Consider the following 18,047-nt stretch of genomic DNA (forward strand, 5'->3'; position numbering starts at 1 on the left):
TTTTATAAGACCCAAATTATGATTCAAGAAGTTCTTTTAACTCATCAGAAAACTCTTCTTTTTTCCTATCAGGTGAAATTTTATAAACTTTTGCTTTTATATTTTTACAGTTTTGATTTTTTGATTTTAAAACTGTATCTCCTAATATTGACAAATTATAAAGTAAGTCATAATAGTTATCATATAAAGCATATTCTCTTTGAATTAAACTTTGAATTGATTGATAAAGTTCTGTTTGAGCATTTAAAATATCAACAAATGTTCTAGTTCCTGCTTCAAACTCATTTTTATATACTTCAACTATATTTGCATTTGCATCAATATATTTTTTAAGTGTATCAACTCTTTTTTTATTATTTTGATATTTTAAATACTGGTTCTTTATCTCTTCTACAATTTTATCTGTTATTACATCTAAACTCTTTTTTTGCTCTTGTAAAAAAACTCTTTCTTGCTTATCTTTTATATTATTTACACCACCATTGTATAAATTCCAATCAAAATTAAGCCTTGCATATGTTTCATCTTCTCTACCATTTTCATCTAATTCTAAATCATCATCAATACTTGTTCGAAGTTCAAAACTAATTGTTGGTAAAAAAGAGGCTTTATTTTGTGCTATTTTTTCCCTTTGAACTTTTATTTTTTCAATTTGCTCTTTAATTTGATAATTACTAAGAACTGCTTTTTTTAGTAAAGTTTCCATATTTGAAGGAAGTACACTTTCATCAATAGCTGGTCTACAAACTTTTTGAGTTATATCAACCCCAACATACTTTTTCAAAGCATTTAATTGATCTTGTCTGTTACTTTGCTCTTCATAAAACTTATCTGTTGCAAAATGCAATTTTGATGAAACTTGATATGTTTCAAGAACCTCTCCACTTATTTGTTCTTTCTCTTTTGCAATAGTTAAGTTATTTTGATTTGTTTTAATCATACCATCTGATAATGCAATTAATTCATCATATTTTACTAAAGTAGTATAGGCTTTTGTAGTTTCTAAAACTATATTTTCTATTGCATTTAAACTTCTATATTTATTTGCCAAATCTTGATGTTTCATCTCACTTATTTCACTAGGGGTTAAGCCACCATCATAAATAAGTTGTCTTAAAACAAGTGCTGCATTATATCCATCTTTCCTATTATCAGTGTGTTCTCTATCATCATATTTATCTTTGACTCTTGACTTTTCTAAATATGCATTAAAATCTAAAGTTGGTAAATATTTGCTTTGTTTTTCATCAACATAATATCTATAAGCTTCTTGGTTTTTTCTCTCAGCTATTACATCAGGATTAGAAACCAAAGTTTTTTGAACTGAATCTTTTAAACTAAAGCCATAAGATGATGTACCTAATAAGATAAAAATACAGTAAGTTAATAATAATTTTTTCATGTCTTACCTTTATATTTTTTGAATAATATTCAAAATTATTTCAGATTTTGTATTTAAACTAACTTAAATTAATATATTATATAATAAAAAACGTTATTCTATGAAGATAAAGGATATGCTTGAAAAATCAAGAAATTAATGAAATTCTCAATAGCCTTACTATTGCATACGTAGAAGATGAAAAAAATATTAGAGAAAATATGAGCAAAACACTAAATCTTCTTTGTAATAACTGTATAGATTTCCAATCTGCTGAGGAATTACTTAATTATTATGAAAAAAATTCTGTGCATATAATAATCACAGATATCAATCTTCCCAACATGAATGGAATTGAATTAATAAAAAAAATAAGAGAAAAAGATGAAAAAATACCTATCATTTTGCTTACAGCTTATATTGAAACACAATATTTATTTGATGCAATAAAATATAAAGTTGTTGAATATTTACCAAAACCTATTGATTATGAAACATTGATTCAAGCACTTTTAAAAGCTACAAAAGATTTGATAAATAACGGTAATTATATGATAAAAATAAATGAAAAATTATTTTTTAATGTATTAAATAAAGAGTTACTAACTATTGATAAGGAAAAAATACCATTAACACCAAAAGAGTTAAAATTACTAAATCTTTTTATAAAGAATAAAAATAAAATAGTTACTTATGAAGAGATAAAAAATCAAATTTGGGAAAACTCTTATGAAGTAACAGAGTCTGCTTTTAAAAACTTAATAAATAAATTAAGAAATAAAATAAGCAAAGACTCTATTGTAAATATTTCTAAAATAGGATATAGATTAAATATCAAAGATTAAATTCTAGAATTTCTTCTACTTAAATCTGAGAGTAATACTCCAATCCATCTTGTATTATTAGCTGATTCAAAGGCAATTTTTAAAGTCATAGTAATTGGAACAGCTAAAAACATTCCTACAATTCCCAGTATCCACCCCCAAAAAATAAGAGAAAAGAAGATTATCATAGGAGAAAGACCAAGTTCTTTACCCATAAATTTAGGCTCTAAAACATTACTAATTGTTATATTTACAATCATATAAATAACAATTAACCAAATAGTAACTTCAAAATCTCCTGCAACAAGTGATAATAAAACAGCTGGAATTGCTGCAACTATTGAGCCTACAACAGGAATAAAGTTAAACAAAAAGGCAACAACTGCCCAAAGTATTGGATAATCAATATTAAAGAAAAATAATGTGATAAAAATAAAACTACCCGTCAAAAAACTAGTAAAAGTTTTAACAGTAAAATATTTTTGAAGATTTTGAGAGAATAATCTAAAATTTAATAATCTTGTTTTATCTTTATTAAATATAACTTTTAACTTTTTTTCAAAAACTTTTGTTTCTGATAAAATAAAAGCAACTCCTATGAAAACCAATAAAGCTTTTGAAAAAATAGAGCCTATATTTCCAATTATATCTGTAGTAAATTTAAAAAAATAACTGAAATTTATAGCTTTTAAAATTTCATCTTTATTTACTGTAAAGCCAAACTCTTGAGCATAGTTTATCAGTAAAACAATTGAATCTTTTATTTTTTGTTCATAATCGGGTAGATTGGTTGCAAAATTTGTTAAAGAAGAATTCAACATATAAGTTAAAAGTAATATTAATACTGCTAATACAGAGATCAAAATCATATATGCTAAAAGTTTTGGAATTTTTTTTGCAGTTAAAAAATTTAAAAAAGCTGATAAAATTGAAGCAATAAATATTGCTAATAAAAGTATAATAATAACTTCTGATGCAGCTTTAAATCCAGCTACTATAATAACCGAAGTTGCTATATAAAAAAAATAATATTTCAAATTTGTTTTTTCTAACATTTTTGTCCTAAATTAATAAATTGGTATTTGTATTGTAAACTTTGCACCTTTATACAGTTCATCTTTATACTCATACTTAGTATTTTCTGCTGTTAATGTACCATGTAAATGCTTAGAAATTATTTCATGACTCATATAAAGACCTATTCCTGTTCCAATACTTTTATCTTTTGTTGAAAAATATGGTTCAAATACTTTTGAAATAAACTTTTTATTAATTCCACCAGCATTATCGTAAATTTCTATATTAAGATTTTCTTCTATTTTTTTTGCATTTATAAATATATATCTTTCATGCTCATATTTTATAAGTTCATCTCTTGCATTATTTAAAATATTTATCAATACTTGTAAAAATTCGTTTTCTAAAGTTTTAAAATTTATATCTTCAATATCTTGTATTATATAAATACTTTTTGTTTTAAACTGTGCTTCTAAAAGTTTAAAAGTTTTATTAAATAACTCTTTTATATTTGAATCTACTTCTGTTTTTGTAGGACTAAAAAAGTTTTTAAAATCATCAATTGTTTTAGATAGATATTGTGCTGAATCATTTATCTTTGCTGTTGCTTCATAAAACTCTTTATCCGTTAAATTATCTAATTCTTTTTGAAAACTAATTCCTGTTGCTGCTGTTGAAATAATAGATAAAGGTTGTCTCCATTGATGTGCTATATTAGCAATCATCTCTCCCATACTTGCCATTTTTGATTGTTGAGCTAAAACATTTTGTTGATTTTCAATCTCTTTTTTATATGATTTAAATTTATCTTCTAAAAGTTTAGATATATATATTGAAATTACTAAAAACAGTAAAGACAATGCACTTGAAACAATGATTACATTAGTAATATATGAAAAAAACTTCTCATTTAATTCTTCTTCTTTTTTCATTAAACTTTGTTCTATATCATCTTGATAAAACCCTGTTCCAATCATCCAATCCCAATTATTCAAACCTTTAACAAAGCTAATTTTTCTAGTTGGTAGATTTGTTTTTGGCTTTTTATATTGAATATAAGAGTAATATCCCTCACCATTTTGAGCAATAATCTTCATATCTTTGAGTACTCTATGGATATTTTTTCCATCTTCAATATTTAATACATTTTCTCCTATGTTATCTTTTCTAATATGGCTCAAATAATTAAAATCATAATCAATTATAAATATATATCCAAAATCTGAATATCTTACTAAATTAACATACTCTAAAACTCTTTTTTTTACTTCTTTCTCAAAATCTTTTATATACTCACCTGTACCAATAACAACATCATAAGGTTCAAAATATTTATAAAAGCTTATTTTTTTGTATGGTTTTTTATCATTGGGTTTATACCAATAATATGTATCAAATCTTTCACTTTTTTCTTTTATTGTTTTTATTATTGTTTTTACAAACTTATAACCTTTTGCATCCTCAAAATTTGATAAGTTTTTTCCTTCATACTTCTTATTTAAAGATTGAAGCTTTTTTGTTCCTGTTTTATCATCTATAAAGTAATAACCTCTTCCATTATTAAAAACCATTGAGCCTAAAGTCTCTTTTATTATTTCAAAGATTTCATCTTTTGATTTTTTATCTTTGTATTTATTGTATAAATTAGTTGCAACAGCATGAGCTTCATAAACCCTTGATTTTATTGACTCTTTTAAATCTTTTTCTGTAGATCTTTGCATATGCGTAATATAATCATAAATTCTATGTACTTCTTCTTGAATTAATTTTTTATTCTTTTTTATATATGTTCTATTTAATATATTTTTTTCTTTTTCATATGTTCTTTTATTTTCTAAGTATAAAAGCAATGTAATTACTAATGACAAAACTATTGTCAATAAAGGTAAACTATATCTAATAATTTTTGTTAATATTTTTTCATTTTTATAATTCACATATAACTCTTTTTATTTTATTTTTATTTTATCAAATTTTTACAAATTATCTATTAATTTAAAAAAATACAAACTTCAAATTATAGTTTAATAAAAATATTTTAATTTAATTTAACTTTTATTTTTATAAGATGTTAGTAGTTTGGAATATAAAAGGCTAACCATGTTAAAAAACAATTATTTTAAACATGTACTTACTTCAATGGCTGGCATCTTAATTATTGGTGCTATAATTTCATATTTTTTATATTTATTTTTAATTTCTTATCAAAAAGAAGAAATTTATAAAAAAAATCTACAATTTGCTAATTATGAGATAAAAGAAAATAAATTAACTATTGAAAAAACTATTCAAAGATATAAAAATACTCTAAGTGCACTAGTTGAGTCTATACAAGAACAAAATCAAAATAAAGATATAAAATCTTTAAAAAAACAAATGGATATTCTTATAAAAGCAAACCATTCAATTTTTCAAATAAGATACATAAATAGAATAGGTCAAGAGATTATTAGAATAGATAGAAATATTAATAATAAAATCATTGAACCTAAGAAATTACAAAATAAAAGTAATAGATATTATTTTCAAAAAACAAAAAATTTAAATCATAATGAGTTTTATATTTCAAATTTAGACTTAAATATTGAAAATAAGAAAATAGAAAAACCTTTTAGACCAACAATAAGAGTTTCAACTCCTATAATATTGAAAAAAAGATTTGAAGGTATATTTATTATAAATTTTAATGCACAAGTTTTAATTGATAAAATCACAAAAAGTAAACTTTTCGATATTTATTATATGGATAAAGAAAAAAGATTTCTCATTCATCCAAATAGTCATAAATCATGGAGTACCCAATTAAGTACTAACTATAAAGTAGAAGATGAAATTAAAAATATTGACTCATTGATTAAAAAAAATACACTTGATTTAGAAAATAACTATTATGTAGAAAAAATCAACTTAACAGATCATAATTTTTTTATTATATTATCAATAAAGAAAAAATTTTATAATGCATCAATAAAAGAAACAAAAAAAGATATACTATCACTGTTTTTCTTAGTAGCATTAATAGGTTTTCCTTTTACTCTTATAATTGCATATATCCAATCAAGACATGTTATTTTACTTGATTATATAGTAAATTCTATTCCCCATCCATTCTTTATAAAAGATAATAATGGAAAGTTTATAATAGTAAATCAAGAGATGCTTAACCTTTATAATCTTAAAAGAAAAGAACAACTAATAGGAAAAGATTCATATAATATATTAAATCCTATCTCTTTAAACTCAAAAGACAAAGATGAACTTGCCTTAGAAAAAGGTAAATTAAAAACCATAGAGAAATTTTATATTGATACTGAAAAAAAGTACTATTTTGAAATGATAAGAGTTAAAATACCATTTTACAATATTTTTAAACGAACTTATCTTTTATGTATAGCAATAGATATAACAGAAATTCAAGAATTAAATACTCAATTAAATAAAAAAGTTGAAGAAGAAGTAAATTCAAGAATTAAAACAGAACAAATTTTAGCGCAGCAATCAAAAATGGCTTTAATGGGAGAAATGATAGGAAATATTGCGCACCAATGGAGACAACCATTATCAAATATTACAACAGCCTCAACAGGTATGAAAATTCAAAAAGAGATGCATATCCTAAAAGATGATGAGTTAATTAATGGATTAACTCAAATTAATAATTCAGCACAATATTTATCTAAAACAATTGATGATTTTAGAAATTTTTTCAAACCATATAAAGTAAAAACAAATTTTACACTTGAATTTATAATAAATAAAGCTTTAAAATTAGTAAGTGCACAATTTACAAATAAAAGTATTCAAATTGTAAAAGAGATAGAAGATACAACAATATTGAACTTGGAAAATGAATTTACACAAGTTATTTTGAATATTTTAAATAATGCAAGAGATGAATTATTAAAACTAGAATCTAATGAGAAGTTTATATTTATTAATAGCAAAAAAGATAAAGATAGTGTTATTATTCAAATTAAAGATAATGCTGGAGGGATAAGTAAAGAAATTGAAGAAAAGCTTTATGATGCTTATTTTACAACAAAAGATGAAGATAAAGGAACGGGTATAGGTCTTTATATGTCTAAACAAATAATTGAAAAACATATGGGAGGTACATTAAGTCATAAAAATGAAACCTTTATATATAAAGATAAAGAGTACAAAGGTGCAGTTTTTACAATTAAATTAAATTTAAATGAAGAATTAGAAAATACAAAACAATAACTCTTTAATATTTTATAATTGAAGAGTTTAACTACTCTTTATAATTGTCATTACTATTTTTCAATTTTATTGTAAAACAAGCTCCTTTTTTATTATTTCTTACTTTTAAAATTCCATCCATATTTCCTTCAATTATTTGTTTAGACATATAAAGACCTATACCCGTTCCTTGTTTAGCATGTTTTGTAGTAAAATAAGGTTCAAAAATTCTATCTAAATATTTTTCTTCTATTCCTCTTCCATTATCTTTTATATGAATCAAAGTATATTTTTTGCCAATAGTTACATCAATATGAATGTATGGGTTTTCAACATTTCTTTGAATTAATACATCTTTTGCATTTGATAAAATATTTAAAATTGCTTGAGAAAATTCATTTGGATATCCATAAACTAATATATCTTGTTCACAACTACCTTTATATTTAATATTATGATGTTTTAATGATGATTGTAAAATACCAATTGCTTTATTGCATGCTTTTGTAATATTGAAGTTTACTTTTGTTTTTGAAGGTTTAAAGAAATTTTGGAAATCACTTATGGTATTTGACATATAACTTGTAATCTCATTACACTCAAAAACACTATTTTCAATAAATTTATCATCAAAATCACCAAATTTATATCTTGTTTCAACATTCATTAATATAGCATTTAATTCACTTAAAGGTTGTCTCCACTGATGTGCAATATTTCCTATCATTTCTCCCATTGAAGCAAGCTTTGATTGTTGGGTCAATAATTTTTCTTGTTGCATTCTTTGGTTAATTTCTTGTTGTATTTTATTTTCTAAATTATCAACCATTTCATTTATTACTCTTTTTAATAAATTCAATTCTTTTGACTTTGCATTTGCAAAAATTCTTCTATTCAAATTACCTTGTTTTAACTCTTCTAACATTTTTGTTGCAGACTCGATTAATTCTAAATCTTTATGTAAAGCATCTTTTGCTTCTTCCATCTCTTTATTGATAATTCTAGCCATATCACCTAATTCATCATCACTATCTAAAATAATTCCGATATTATCTTCGCTATTTTTATCTTTTAAGAACTTGAAAAACTTAATATGACCTTTTTTTAATTGTTCTATTGATTTTGCAATTTTTACAATAACAAACCATCCCCAAAAAAGAATAAAGATACCTAAAATTAAAGATACCAAAATAATGACAAACCTACTTGTTGTTATATTTTCTTTTGCTTGTTCAAAAGTACGAGATGACTTTTGTAACTCTTTTGATTGTTTATTTAAAAGCTTTCTTATTAAAATAAAAAACTGTTTTCTTTCATCATCATTTACATTTATATAAGCTCCCTCTTCAAAACCTTTTTTTATATATCCTCTTGTAACTTCAAGTCTTTTTTTATAAGAAAACCACTCATTTTTTATTTGCTTATTTTCTAATTTAAATTTTTCATCTAATTTATTTAATACTTTTTCTAATTTTATATTGATATTATCTCGAATATTATCATTTGGAGCAATTACTAAAGATAAAGATAGTTCTCTTAAATAATACATTGGAGCAATTAACTCTTGCTGTATTTTTTGAACTTCAGTTGAATCTTTAAATACATCATTAACACTTTTTAATCCTAACTTACTAATATCAATTGCCATAAAAACATTGATAATCAAAGCTATCGTACCAACAATTCCTAAAAAAATGAATTTTGTTCTAATCTTTAGTTGTTTTTTCATTTATAACCTTTGGTAAAATTGGTAGCATCCTATCTTTACTATATTTAGTTTTTCTTATTGAATGATGAAAAGGTGTAATCTTAGTATTCCACAAAGGCATAATTAATACTTTAGGAGGAACATAATCAACTTCTTTATTCACTGCCAAAACTATATTTGGAGAAGGTACAGCTAAGGTATATGCTTTTTCATAAACTCTATGTATTATATTATCAACAACATCTAAAAACTCTTCACTGTTAAACTTAACTTCTGAGTATTTATTGATCAACTCTGATAAATATTCATCTTTATCAATTGCTGACCAAATATTGTTTATTCTATAATGAAAAAAAACTGTCCAAGGATTATTACTTGACCAAGATTCTGTACCTAAAGTTATCATATCCCATTTTTTAGGATTTTTAATATTTGAAAAAAGTTGAGAGAATAACTCTTTTTCACTTTTTGTAATTATATAGTTTAATTTTACACCATATTGTAGCAGTTGGAACTCTATTCCTTTCCATAAAAACATATATCTATCCATAGTATAAACATTTAATTCTAAACCATTTAGTATTGATTTTAGATATTTTTTTGTTTCATTTTTTTCATTTATCATCTTTTCATGATGTGTAAGTAAATCTTTAGTAGCTAAATTAACAGAATAGTAATTTGTGTTTGCAGCAGTAGGAGATTTTTGTCCTTCTCCTTTGTAAACAAATTTCAATAACTTTTCTTGATCAATTGCTTCATTTAAAGCTATTCTAACTCTTTTATCTTTTAAAGATGTGTCTTTTTTTAGTAAGTTAAATAATATAGATATATTGTGTTTTGATTTTGAGGTAACTAGTTTTGAATATGAAGAAAGAATTGTTTCAACTTTTTTATTAAAAGGTATTGGGGAAATATCTAATCCACCCTCTTCTTTTAATGCCATATTTAATACTTCTTCATTTGATAATTCCGTATATATAGTTATTTTTTCAATATAAGGTTTGTTTTTTTCATAATAATAAGGATTGGCTCTAATTTTAATAATAGCAGTTTGCTCTCTTCCTGTAGCATATCCTTCTTCAAGGATGTATGGACCAAGACCATATTTCCCAGGTTCTAAAGTATTTACAGCAGTGTCAATATTTCCAATACCCCATCCAAATTTCTTTAAATATACAGAAGAAAAAAAATTAAACCTAGTTAATCTATCTAAAAACAATTCGTAAGGCTTATTTAGAGTAAATTTTATTTTATTAGATGCTAATTTTTCAATTTTTTCCAATCTACTACGAAGAGGTTTATAAAGCATTGAACCTTTCATAAACTCTTCAAAATTATCAATTACTGACTTTGCATCAAATTTTGTACCATCTTGAAACTTCACATCATCTCTTAAAGTAAATATATACTCTAAATCGCCAACTCTTTTTAAATTCGTTGCTAACATAAACTCCCACCCATTTTCATTATCAGCAGAACGGATTAGTGTTCCATTTATAAGTTTTGACAAATATAAATATGGCATAGTAGGTATAAAAACTTTTATATGTGAACCTTTAATTTGTTTTGCTAGAGAGATTTTATGTGCATCATCTTCCCTATACCTTGTATCACTTAATAAAGCTATATTAATAAAAAATAGATAAAATAAAATTTTATATATCATAATCTAGCCTATATCCAATACCAGAAAGATTTATAATAAGATTTTTAGGTAATTTTTTTCGTAAACTACTAACAACTGAACGAATAGCATTGTCAGTCATAACACTATCACCCCACACATTTTCTTGAAGTTCTTCATAATATACAACCCTATGTCTATTTTTATATAAAAGCTCTAAAAACATATACTCTTTTTTATTTAGTTTTATAGACTCATCTTTATATGTTAATACTTTGTGGTCTAAGTCAAATCTATAGCCATTTAACAAAGAGTATATTTCTGAATTCATTTGATGAATTTTATTTACACATAAAGATAAAGCATTTAACAAATCTTTTAGAGTGACTGGTTTTACAATATAATTTTCCAAATGGAGTTTAACAGCATCAAGAAGATACTTTTTATCTGTATGTGCAGTTATCATAACAACGGGAGTTTTAGAATCAATTTCTCTAATTCTTTTTATCATTTCAATACCATTTGTAATAGGCATCATAATATCACAAAGAATTACATCAGGAGATTTTTCTTGATAAGTTTTATAGCCTTCTTGCCCATCTTTTGATACATATATATTTTTTACATAATACTTAAGAGTATCTGCTACTTTCTCTCTAATATATTTTTCATCCTCGACATAAAGAACGGATATTTTTTTTATTTTTTCTAATGCTATTGTTTCTATAATCTCTCCTTTTTCAATCAACTATTATAGACTATTGCATCAAAATATTAAATGAAAGACTCTAGTTAGACTAGAGTCTTTTAAATTTTAAATAATCTCTGGTTTTGAAAATACTGTTACTGGAGGGATTTTTCCTGTATATTTTTCAAAAGTAACCAAAGTCGTATGTGCAATATTACCTTGCGCTAATCTTGAAGTACCTTTATCTAAAGTTAATACATTTACATCACCATGAACACAAATAGTACCTAAACCTTCTATATACTTTGGATCATACCAAGCACCCTCAAAAATTAATACTGTTTTTTCTCGAATATCTTTTGTAATTATTGCTCCTGCTAATATTTTACCTCTTTTACTAGAAACTAAAACAATATCACCATCTTTTATGCCTTTTTTCTTAGCATCTTTTGGATGAATATAAATAGGTTCTCTACCTTTAATTTCATAAACATTTCTCAATATTGTATTATTAAGTTGAGAATGAAGTCTAAATTTTGGGTGAGGAGATACTAAATGATAAGGATAATCTTTAGTACTATTTCCTAAATATTCTGCTGGTTCATACCAAGCAGGATGTCCTAAACAATCATCATATTTGTATGATGCAATTTTTCTAGAGAATATTTCTATTCTTCCTGAAGGTGTACCTAAAGGGTTTTCTAAAGGATCTTCAATAAAATCTTCCATATAATTAAAAGTATCTGCTTGAGATGTTTTTTCTTTAAATTCTACATAACCTTTTTCCCAGAATTCTTCAAATGATGGAAGTTTGATATTTCTTGCTTTTGCTTGTCTTATAGAACTTTCATAAAAATGTTTTACCCAACCTAATTGATCTCTTCCTTCAGTAAACTCTTTTTCTCTACCAAATTTTTTACAAATATCTCTAAAAATATCATAATCACTTTTAGATTCTTCAATTGGTTCTATTCCTTTTTTAATTGCAACAATTCCAGCCCCACTTTTACTTCCAATTGCTACAATATCATCTCTTTCAATTTCTGTTGTAGCAGGAAGAATTATATCAGCCATTCTAGAACTTGCTGTCCAATATGGGTCTTGATTAATTATTACTTCAGGTTTTTGCCAAGCTTTTACCATTTTATTTCTATCTTGTTGATGATGCATTGGATTTCCACCTGCCCAATAAACTAATTTGATATCAGCAAATTCAACTTCTTCTCCATTAAACTCAATCTTTTTCCCTGGATTTAATAGCATATCTGAAACTTTTGCAACAGGTATAGCTTTAGTAGAAAATGAAGTATTATAAGAACCAGTACCTAATGACTTAGCTTTTCCAGCTGTAATACCTGGAACACCTGGTGAGTTATATAAAGTTGCTCCATTATTAGAATATTGATATGATGAACCAAATCCTCCTCCATCTTTACCAAGTTGTCCTAACATTGCAGCTAAAGTATAAACAATCCAATGTGTTTGTTCCCCATGATCACCTCTTTGAAGTGCCCAACCAATCATTAACATTGTTCTTCCATTAACCATTGTTTCTGCAAGATTTATTATCTCATCTTCTTTTATACCAGTTATTTTAGATGCCCATTTAGGAGTTTTATCTATATTATCTTTTTTCCCTACTATATATTCACTAAACTGATCAAAACCTACAGTATATCTTTTTAGAAAGGTTTTATCATGTAAATTATTTTTATATAAGTAGTTTGCAATACCAATAAATAAAGCAACATCAGTATTTGGAATAATTTGAATATTTTGTGCATTAAAATATTTTGAAGTATCTGTAATTTGTGGATCGATTGAAATAATATTCATTTTTCTTTTTTTAGAAGCTTCTTTAATTTTTTCATATTTTAAATAAGCTTTATGTGCAGGAGCATTCCAATCAATTGCATTTGTATTAACCATATCATTACCAATTAAGATAATATTATCAGTATGTTTTGCAACTAAATCTAAAGAAGTATGTCTGTGGTGGTGATTTGTTCCAATAACATAAGGTGCAATTACATTAACAGCCCCAGTTGAATATGTTCCTTTTGAATCGACAAAGTTTACTCCACAAGTATTTAGCATTCTTTTAAGAAGTGTTTGAGGGTTATTTAATTTCCCAACTCCAAACCAACCATAACTTCCTGCATAAATTGAATCTTTTCCATAATCTTTTTGAACTCGTAATAACTCTTCGTAAACAATTTGATTTGCTTCTTCCCATGAAACTCTTACAAATCTTTCTTTACCTCTTTTTGTCGTATCACTTTTATGTCTATTTTTTAAAAAACCTTCTCTTATATATGGATACTCAACTCTTGTTTGATTATATGTTCTACTTTTTAATGCTTTTTCCATAATTGAAGGTTGTGCGTCTACATCTAAAGGTTTACTATCTGTAATTACACCATTTCTTATAGTAACTAAACTAGTTCCCCAATGTGTAGCAGTTACAACTTTTTTACTTTTCTCAAGTAAAGACATGTTTGCTCCCATTAGTGGAGCTGAAAGTCCTAAAATACCAGTAGTTTTAATAAAATTTCTTCTTGAAGTTTTCATCTTATTTCCCCTTTAATGATTCGTATTGAAGATAAACACTAACAGCTTTTGTTTCTTTTTTCGAAAAGCCTGCATTAGTTTTCATTGTTTTCATGATTGATGGCCATTGATTTGGTGTGTATTCGTAAGCTTCAAATGTCTTATGGCAAGAACCACATCTTTGGTATAATTCTTCCTCTTTATTCCATAGTTCATTTTCATTAGTAACTAATGCTTTTGAGTTTTTTAGTTTAAAATCAATATCAATTTTTTTCCATTTTACACCATAAACATCTTCTTTTGTTTCACTAACTTTCATGTTTTTTGTAAACTCATCTTCAAGACGTGCCAATTTAATTCTATCTTTGCTTGAATAAAAAATAATATATTCATTTCCATCCATTACCCAGCCAGATAAAGTAAAATCACCTTTATTCTCATTAACTTTAGCACCTTTATAAAGTACTCCTACAGGTTCATTCTTCATAGAAAGTATTTCTAAATTTTTAGAAGCATACTCCTTTGAAAAAAGCATAGTAGGTATGGCAAATAGTATTAACACAATACCTTTCTTAAACATTTCTCACTCCTTTTTTGTGATAAAAAATGTTAACAAAAAAAGCTAGGATAAAAATTGGAAAACTTGTAAATTTAAATTTTTACTTAAATTTAATATATAAAACTGAGAATTATAGTAAAATTTAAAATTATGTAGGATTAGGGAAGATATGTATATAAAATAATAATTTATTTTTTGATTTAATTGTAAAAAGTATTTTGGGATTTTTATTGAAATTAGTGGAGGAGGTAGCCGGACTCGAACCGACGCATACAGGATTTGCAATCCCGGGCATTACCAACTTTGCTATACCTCCAAAAAAGTGGAATAGAATTATAGCAAAGATTTCTTAATTTTGATTTAAATTTTGGGCTTTATTTGCCTTTCTTTCGTGTCTTACTAAATATATTCCAGCAAAAATTACAATCATTGCTCCTAGAACTGTAAACCTATCAGGAATTTCATTAAACATCAGCCATCCTAAAATAGTAGCACTTATTATTTCTAAGTATTGAAATGATGCAAGTGTTGAAGCTTTTGCATGAAAAAATGCACTTGAAACAAGAAGTTGTACTATTGTTGTTCCTATACCTAAAATTAGTAAAATCCACCAAATTGAACTATCAATTTTATGAAAACTAAAAACTTCAATATTAAAGCTCTCACCAAATAATATTACAATTGATAAGAAAAAAGTAGCTACAACACCTACCCAAAACTGTAAACTAATACTATTTCCTAAATTTGAAGCCATTCTAATAGACATTAGATACAAAGCATAACATATAGCAGAAGCAATAGGTAAAAATGAAGCTATCCCATATAAAGCAAAATTTGGTCTTATAATTATAAAAGTTCCAACTAGACCTATTAATACAGCAATTATATGATTATAAAAGATTTTCTCTTTTAAAAATATTACTGATAAAATTGTAAGTACCATTGGTTCAATAAAAAATAAAGCTATATTATTTGCTAAGGGCAAATATCTAAGCCCCCAAAAAAGAAGTATTATAGTTAGTGAAACAAAAAGCCCTAAGAAAATATAAGAAAGTCTAAATTTTTCAATTTTTTGTTTTATAAAAAGGCTAATTAAAAAAATAAATACTACTTGCATAAAAAATCTAATCCATGCAATTTGAGTTGGGCTAAGTGATGTTGATAAGTATTTTGCGATTGCATCCGTAAAAGGAAGAAGCAAAACAGCTAATAGCATAAATAACATACCTTTATTTACACTTTTTGATTGTTGTAATATATCTGTTTTCATGAGGTGTATTATAATTAAAGTAGCTTATTTTAAAATCAAAGTATAAATAATATTTTATAAAGTAAAAAAAGGGGAGATCTTAAGTAATAAAAGTGGCAGAGAGTGGGGGATTCGAACCCCCGGAGGCGTTAACCTCGCCGGTTTTCAAAACCGGTACATTCGACCAACTCTGTCAACTCTCTACACTATTATAATGGTGCGAATGGTGAGAATCGAACTCACACTCCGAAACCGGAATGGGATTTTAAGTCCCACGCGTCTACCTATTCCGCCACACTCGCACATTTTAAACTTAAGTTTTAACATCTTTAAAAGTTGTTATTCTTAAATTGGACTGGAATTATAATAGAAAATTTTTTATTTGTCAAGAGTTTTTTTAAAAAAATTAAAAAATTTCTTTTTTTTTATATTTTATCTAAATAAAACACCAAAATTAGTATAATCTCAATTATAATAATTATAGTTACACTAAAGGATAAATATGAGAAGTGATGAAGTAAAAAAAGGATTTGAGAGAACTCCCCACAGATCACTATTAAGAGCTACAGGATTAAAAGATGAAGATTTTGATAAACCATTTATTGGAGTTGCAAACTCATTTATTGAGATAATTCCAGGACATTTCTTTTTAAATAAAGTAGCAGAAATTATAAAAAAAGAGATTAGAGCAAATGGCTGCATACCATTTGAATTTAATACAATTGGTGTTGATGATGGTATAGCAATGGGACATGATGGTATGCTATTTTCACTTCCATCAAGAGAATTAATTGCAAACTCAATTGAAACAGTTATGAATGCACACAAACTTGATGCAATGATTGCAATTCCAAACTGTGATAAGATTGTACCAGGTATGATTATGGGTGCATTAAGAGTTGATGTTCCTACTGTATTTGTTTCTGGTGGTCCTATGGCAAAAGGTTACACAAAAGATGGAAACCCTATTGATTTAGCAACAGCATTTGAAGCAGTTGGTAAATATGAAAAAGGGGATATGAACGAGGAAGAGTTAAAAGATATTGAGTGCAATGCATGTCCAAGTGGTGGTTCATGTTCAGGTATGTTTACAGCTAACTCTATGAATACACTTATGGAAGCTATGGGTATTGCCTTACCTGGAAATGGAACTATTTTAGCTTTAACACCTCAAAGAGAAGAGCTGTATAAAAAAGCAGCAAGAAGAATTTGTGAAATAGCAAAAGATAAACAAAAAACAGAAAAATTTAAATTAAAAAATATTTTAAATGAAAATGCTGTTAAAAATGCCTTTGCAGTTGATATGGCAATGGGTGGAAGTTCAAATACAGTTTTACACATGCTAGCAATTGCAAAAGAAGCAGATGTTAATTTCAATCTTGAAAATATCAATGAAATTTCAAAAAGAGTTTCTCATATTGCAAAAATTTCTCCATCTTTAAGTACTGTTCATATGGAAGATATAAACAAAGCTGGTGGAGTAAATGCTGTTATGAAAGAGATGAGTAAAAGAGGTGACAATATCTTACTTGATAATCTTACAATCACAGGAGAATCAATACTAGAAAGAATCTCTGATGCAGATATTAAAGATACAAATATCATTCACACAATTGATAACCCTTATAGCAAAGTTGGTGGACTTGCAATTTTATATGGTAACCTTGCAAAAGAAGGAGCTGTTATTAAAACTGCTGGAATTACAGGAGATAGAGCATTAACAGGAAAGGCTGTATGTTTTGATGGACAACCTGAAGCTATAAAAGGTATTGTTGAGGGGAAAGTAAAAGCTGGAGATGTTGTTGTTATTAGATATGAAGGGCCAAAAGGTGGTCCAGGTATGCAAGAGATGCTTGCCCCTACTTCATTAATAATGGGAATGGGACTTGGAGATAAAGTTGCACTTATTACTGATGGTAGATTTAGTGGTGCTACAAGAGGTGCTTCAATTGGTCACGTAAGTCCAGAAGCTGCTGAGGGTGGCATGATTGGATTATTAAAAGATGGTGATGAAATTCATATTGATGTTGATAAATATATCTTAGAAGTAAACTTATCAGATGAAGAGATAGCAAAAAGAAAAGCTGAGTTTACTCCACTTAAAAAACCTCTTAACTCAAGATGGTTAGGACAATATAGAAGTTTAGTTACAAACGCAAGTTCTGGAGCAATTTTAAAATCTGACTTATAATTAAAAAAGAAAGGAAAACTTCCTTTCTTTACTTTTATTAACTCTTTGTTAAC

12 protein-coding genes and 3 tRNA genes are annotated in these 18,047 nt (G+C 26.0%); 3 read left to right on the forward strand and 12 right to left on the reverse strand.

Annotation, left to right across the window (positions count from 1 at the left end):
- Positions 1-16 precede the first annotated feature (16 nt).
- Positions 17-1,402 (reverse strand): TolC family protein, encoded by a 1,386-nt coding sequence (locus AMRN_RS12860; RefSeq protein WP_099312607.1) that lies wholly within the window; start codon positions 1,400-1,402, stop codon positions 17-19.
- 119 nt (positions 1,403-1,521) lie between these two features.
- Here AMRN_RS12860 and AMRN_RS12865 point away from each other — a divergent pair, with 119 nt between their 5' ends.
- The gene (locus AMRN_RS12865; protein ID WP_099312606.1) at positions 1,522-2,226 is read left to right on the forward strand and encodes a response regulator transcription factor; all 705 of its coding nucleotides are present in this window, start codon (positions 1,522-1,524) and stop codon (positions 2,224-2,226) included.
- Here AMRN_RS12865 and AMRN_RS12870 read toward each other — a convergent pair.
- Positions 2,223-3,260 (reverse strand): AI-2E family transporter, encoded by a 1,038-nt coding sequence (locus tag AMRN_RS12870; protein WP_099312605.1) that lies wholly within the window; start codon positions 3,258-3,260, stop codon positions 2,223-2,225. The genes AMRN_RS12865 and AMRN_RS12870 overlap by 4 nt on opposite strands.
- Positions 3,261-3,272: 12 nt before the next feature.
- Complete coding sequence (locus tag AMRN_RS12875; RefSeq protein WP_099312604.1) at positions 3,273-5,159, reverse strand: sensor histidine kinase; 1,887 nt, start codon at positions 5,157-5,159, stop codon at positions 3,273-3,275.
- A gap of 163 nt (positions 5,160-5,322) precedes the next feature.
- On the opposite strand from AMRN_RS12875, the gene AMRN_RS12880 reads away from it, so the two are divergent.
- The gene (locus AMRN_RS12880) at positions 5,323-7,446 is read left to right on the forward strand and encodes a sensor histidine kinase (RefSeq protein WP_099311855.1); all 2,124 of its coding nucleotides are present in this window, start codon (positions 5,323-5,325) and stop codon (positions 7,444-7,446) included.
- A 31-nt stretch (positions 7,447-7,477) separates the two neighbouring features.
- Here AMRN_RS12880 and AMRN_RS12885 read toward each other — a convergent pair whose 3' ends face one another.
- The 9 genes from AMRN_RS12885 to AMRN_RS12925 form a co-directional block, all read right to left on the reverse strand.
- The gene (locus tag AMRN_RS12885) at positions 7,478-9,154 is read right to left on the reverse strand and encodes a sensor histidine kinase (RefSeq protein WP_099311853.1); all 1,677 of its coding nucleotides are present in this window, start codon (positions 9,152-9,154) and stop codon (positions 7,478-7,480) included.
- A complete protein-coding gene (locus AMRN_RS12890) occupies positions 9,132-10,799 on the reverse strand; it encodes an ABC transporter substrate-binding protein (RefSeq protein ID WP_099311851.1) in 1,668 nt (555 codons plus the stop codon). Before AMRN_RS12890 ends, AMRN_RS12885 begins: the two co-directional genes overlap by 23 nt.
- Entirely contained in the window at positions 10,789-11,505 is a 717-nt protein-coding gene (locus AMRN_RS12895) for a response regulator transcription factor (RefSeq protein WP_099311849.1), read from the reverse strand. Before AMRN_RS12895 ends, AMRN_RS12890 begins: the two co-directional genes overlap by 11 nt.
- A 66-nt stretch (positions 11,506-11,571) precedes the next feature.
- Positions 11,572-14,016: a molybdopterin-dependent oxidoreductase gene (locus tag AMRN_RS12900; RefSeq protein WP_099311847.1), complete on the reverse strand. Its 2,445-nt coding sequence runs from the start codon at positions 14,014-14,016 to the stop codon at positions 11,572-11,574.
- Between the two features lies 1 nt (position 14,017).
- Positions 14,018-14,575, reverse strand: a complete 558-nt coding sequence (locus AMRN_RS12905; protein ID WP_099311845.1) for a hypothetical protein — start codon at positions 14,573-14,575, stop codon at positions 14,018-14,020.
- A 219-nt stretch (positions 14,576-14,794) separates the two neighbouring features.
- Positions 14,795-14,870 (reverse strand) — tRNA-Cys (locus tag AMRN_RS12910).
- Between the two features lie 33 nt (positions 14,871-14,903).
- Positions 14,904-15,824 carry a DMT family transporter gene (locus AMRN_RS12915; RefSeq protein ID WP_099311843.1) on the reverse strand — a complete coding sequence of 307 codons (921 nt, stop codon included), beginning with the start codon at positions 15,822-15,824 and terminating at the stop codon, positions 14,904-14,906.
- A gap of 93 nt (positions 15,825-15,917) precedes the next feature.
- Positions 15,918-16,006 (reverse strand) — tRNA-Ser (locus AMRN_RS12920).
- A 12-nt stretch (positions 16,007-16,018) separates the two neighbouring features.
- Positions 16,019-16,105, reverse strand: a tRNA-Leu gene (locus AMRN_RS12925).
- Between the two features lie 200 nt (positions 16,106-16,305).
- Here AMRN_RS12925 and ilvD point away from each other — a divergent pair.
- Positions 16,306-17,994, forward strand: coding sequence for a dihydroxy-acid dehydratase (gene ilvD, locus AMRN_RS12930; protein WP_099311841.1), 1,689 nt, complete (start codon positions 16,306-16,308; stop codon positions 17,992-17,994).
- The last annotated feature ends 53 nt before the right edge of the window (positions 17,995-18,047 follow it).

The sequence above is a fragment of the Malaciobacter marinus genome (assembly GCF_003544855.1).
GTDB lineage: Bacteria > Campylobacterota > Campylobacteria > Campylobacterales > Arcobacteraceae > Malaciobacter > Malaciobacter marinus.

Excerpts from the sequence above, each read along its gene's own strand:
- AMRN_RS12860 (WP_099312607.1), bottom strand. The coding sequence starts at position 1,402 with ATGAAAAAATTATTATTAACTTACTGTATTTTTATCTTATTAGGTACA.
- AMRN_RS12870 (WP_099312605.1), bottom strand. The coding sequence starts at position 3,260 with ATGTTAGAAAAAACAAATTTGAAATATTATTTTTTTTATATAGCAACT.
- AMRN_RS12880 (WP_099311855.1), top strand. The coding sequence starts at position 5,323 with ATGTTAAAAAACAATTATTTTAAACATGTACTTACTTCAATGGCTGGC.
- AMRN_RS12885 (WP_099311853.1), bottom strand. The coding sequence starts at position 9,154 with ATGAAAAAACAACTAAAGATTAGAACAAAATTCATTTTTTTAGGAATT.
- AMRN_RS12890 (WP_099311851.1), bottom strand. The coding sequence starts at position 10,799 with ATGATATATAAAATTTTATTTTATCTATTTTTTATTAATATAGCTTTA.
- AMRN_RS12900 (WP_099311847.1), bottom strand. The coding sequence starts at position 14,016 with ATGAAAACTTCAAGAAGAAATTTTATTAAAACTACTGGTATTTTAGGA.
- AMRN_RS12905 (WP_099311845.1), bottom strand. The coding sequence starts at position 14,575 with ATGTTTAAGAAAGGTATTGTGTTAATACTATTTGCCATACCTACTATG.
- AMRN_RS12915 (WP_099311843.1), bottom strand. The coding sequence starts at position 15,824 with ATGAAAACAGATATATTACAACAATCAAAAAGTGTAAATAAAGGTATG.
- ilvD (WP_099311841.1), top strand. The coding sequence starts at position 16,306 with ATGAGAAGTGATGAAGTAAAAAAAGGATTTGAGAGAACTCCCCACAGA.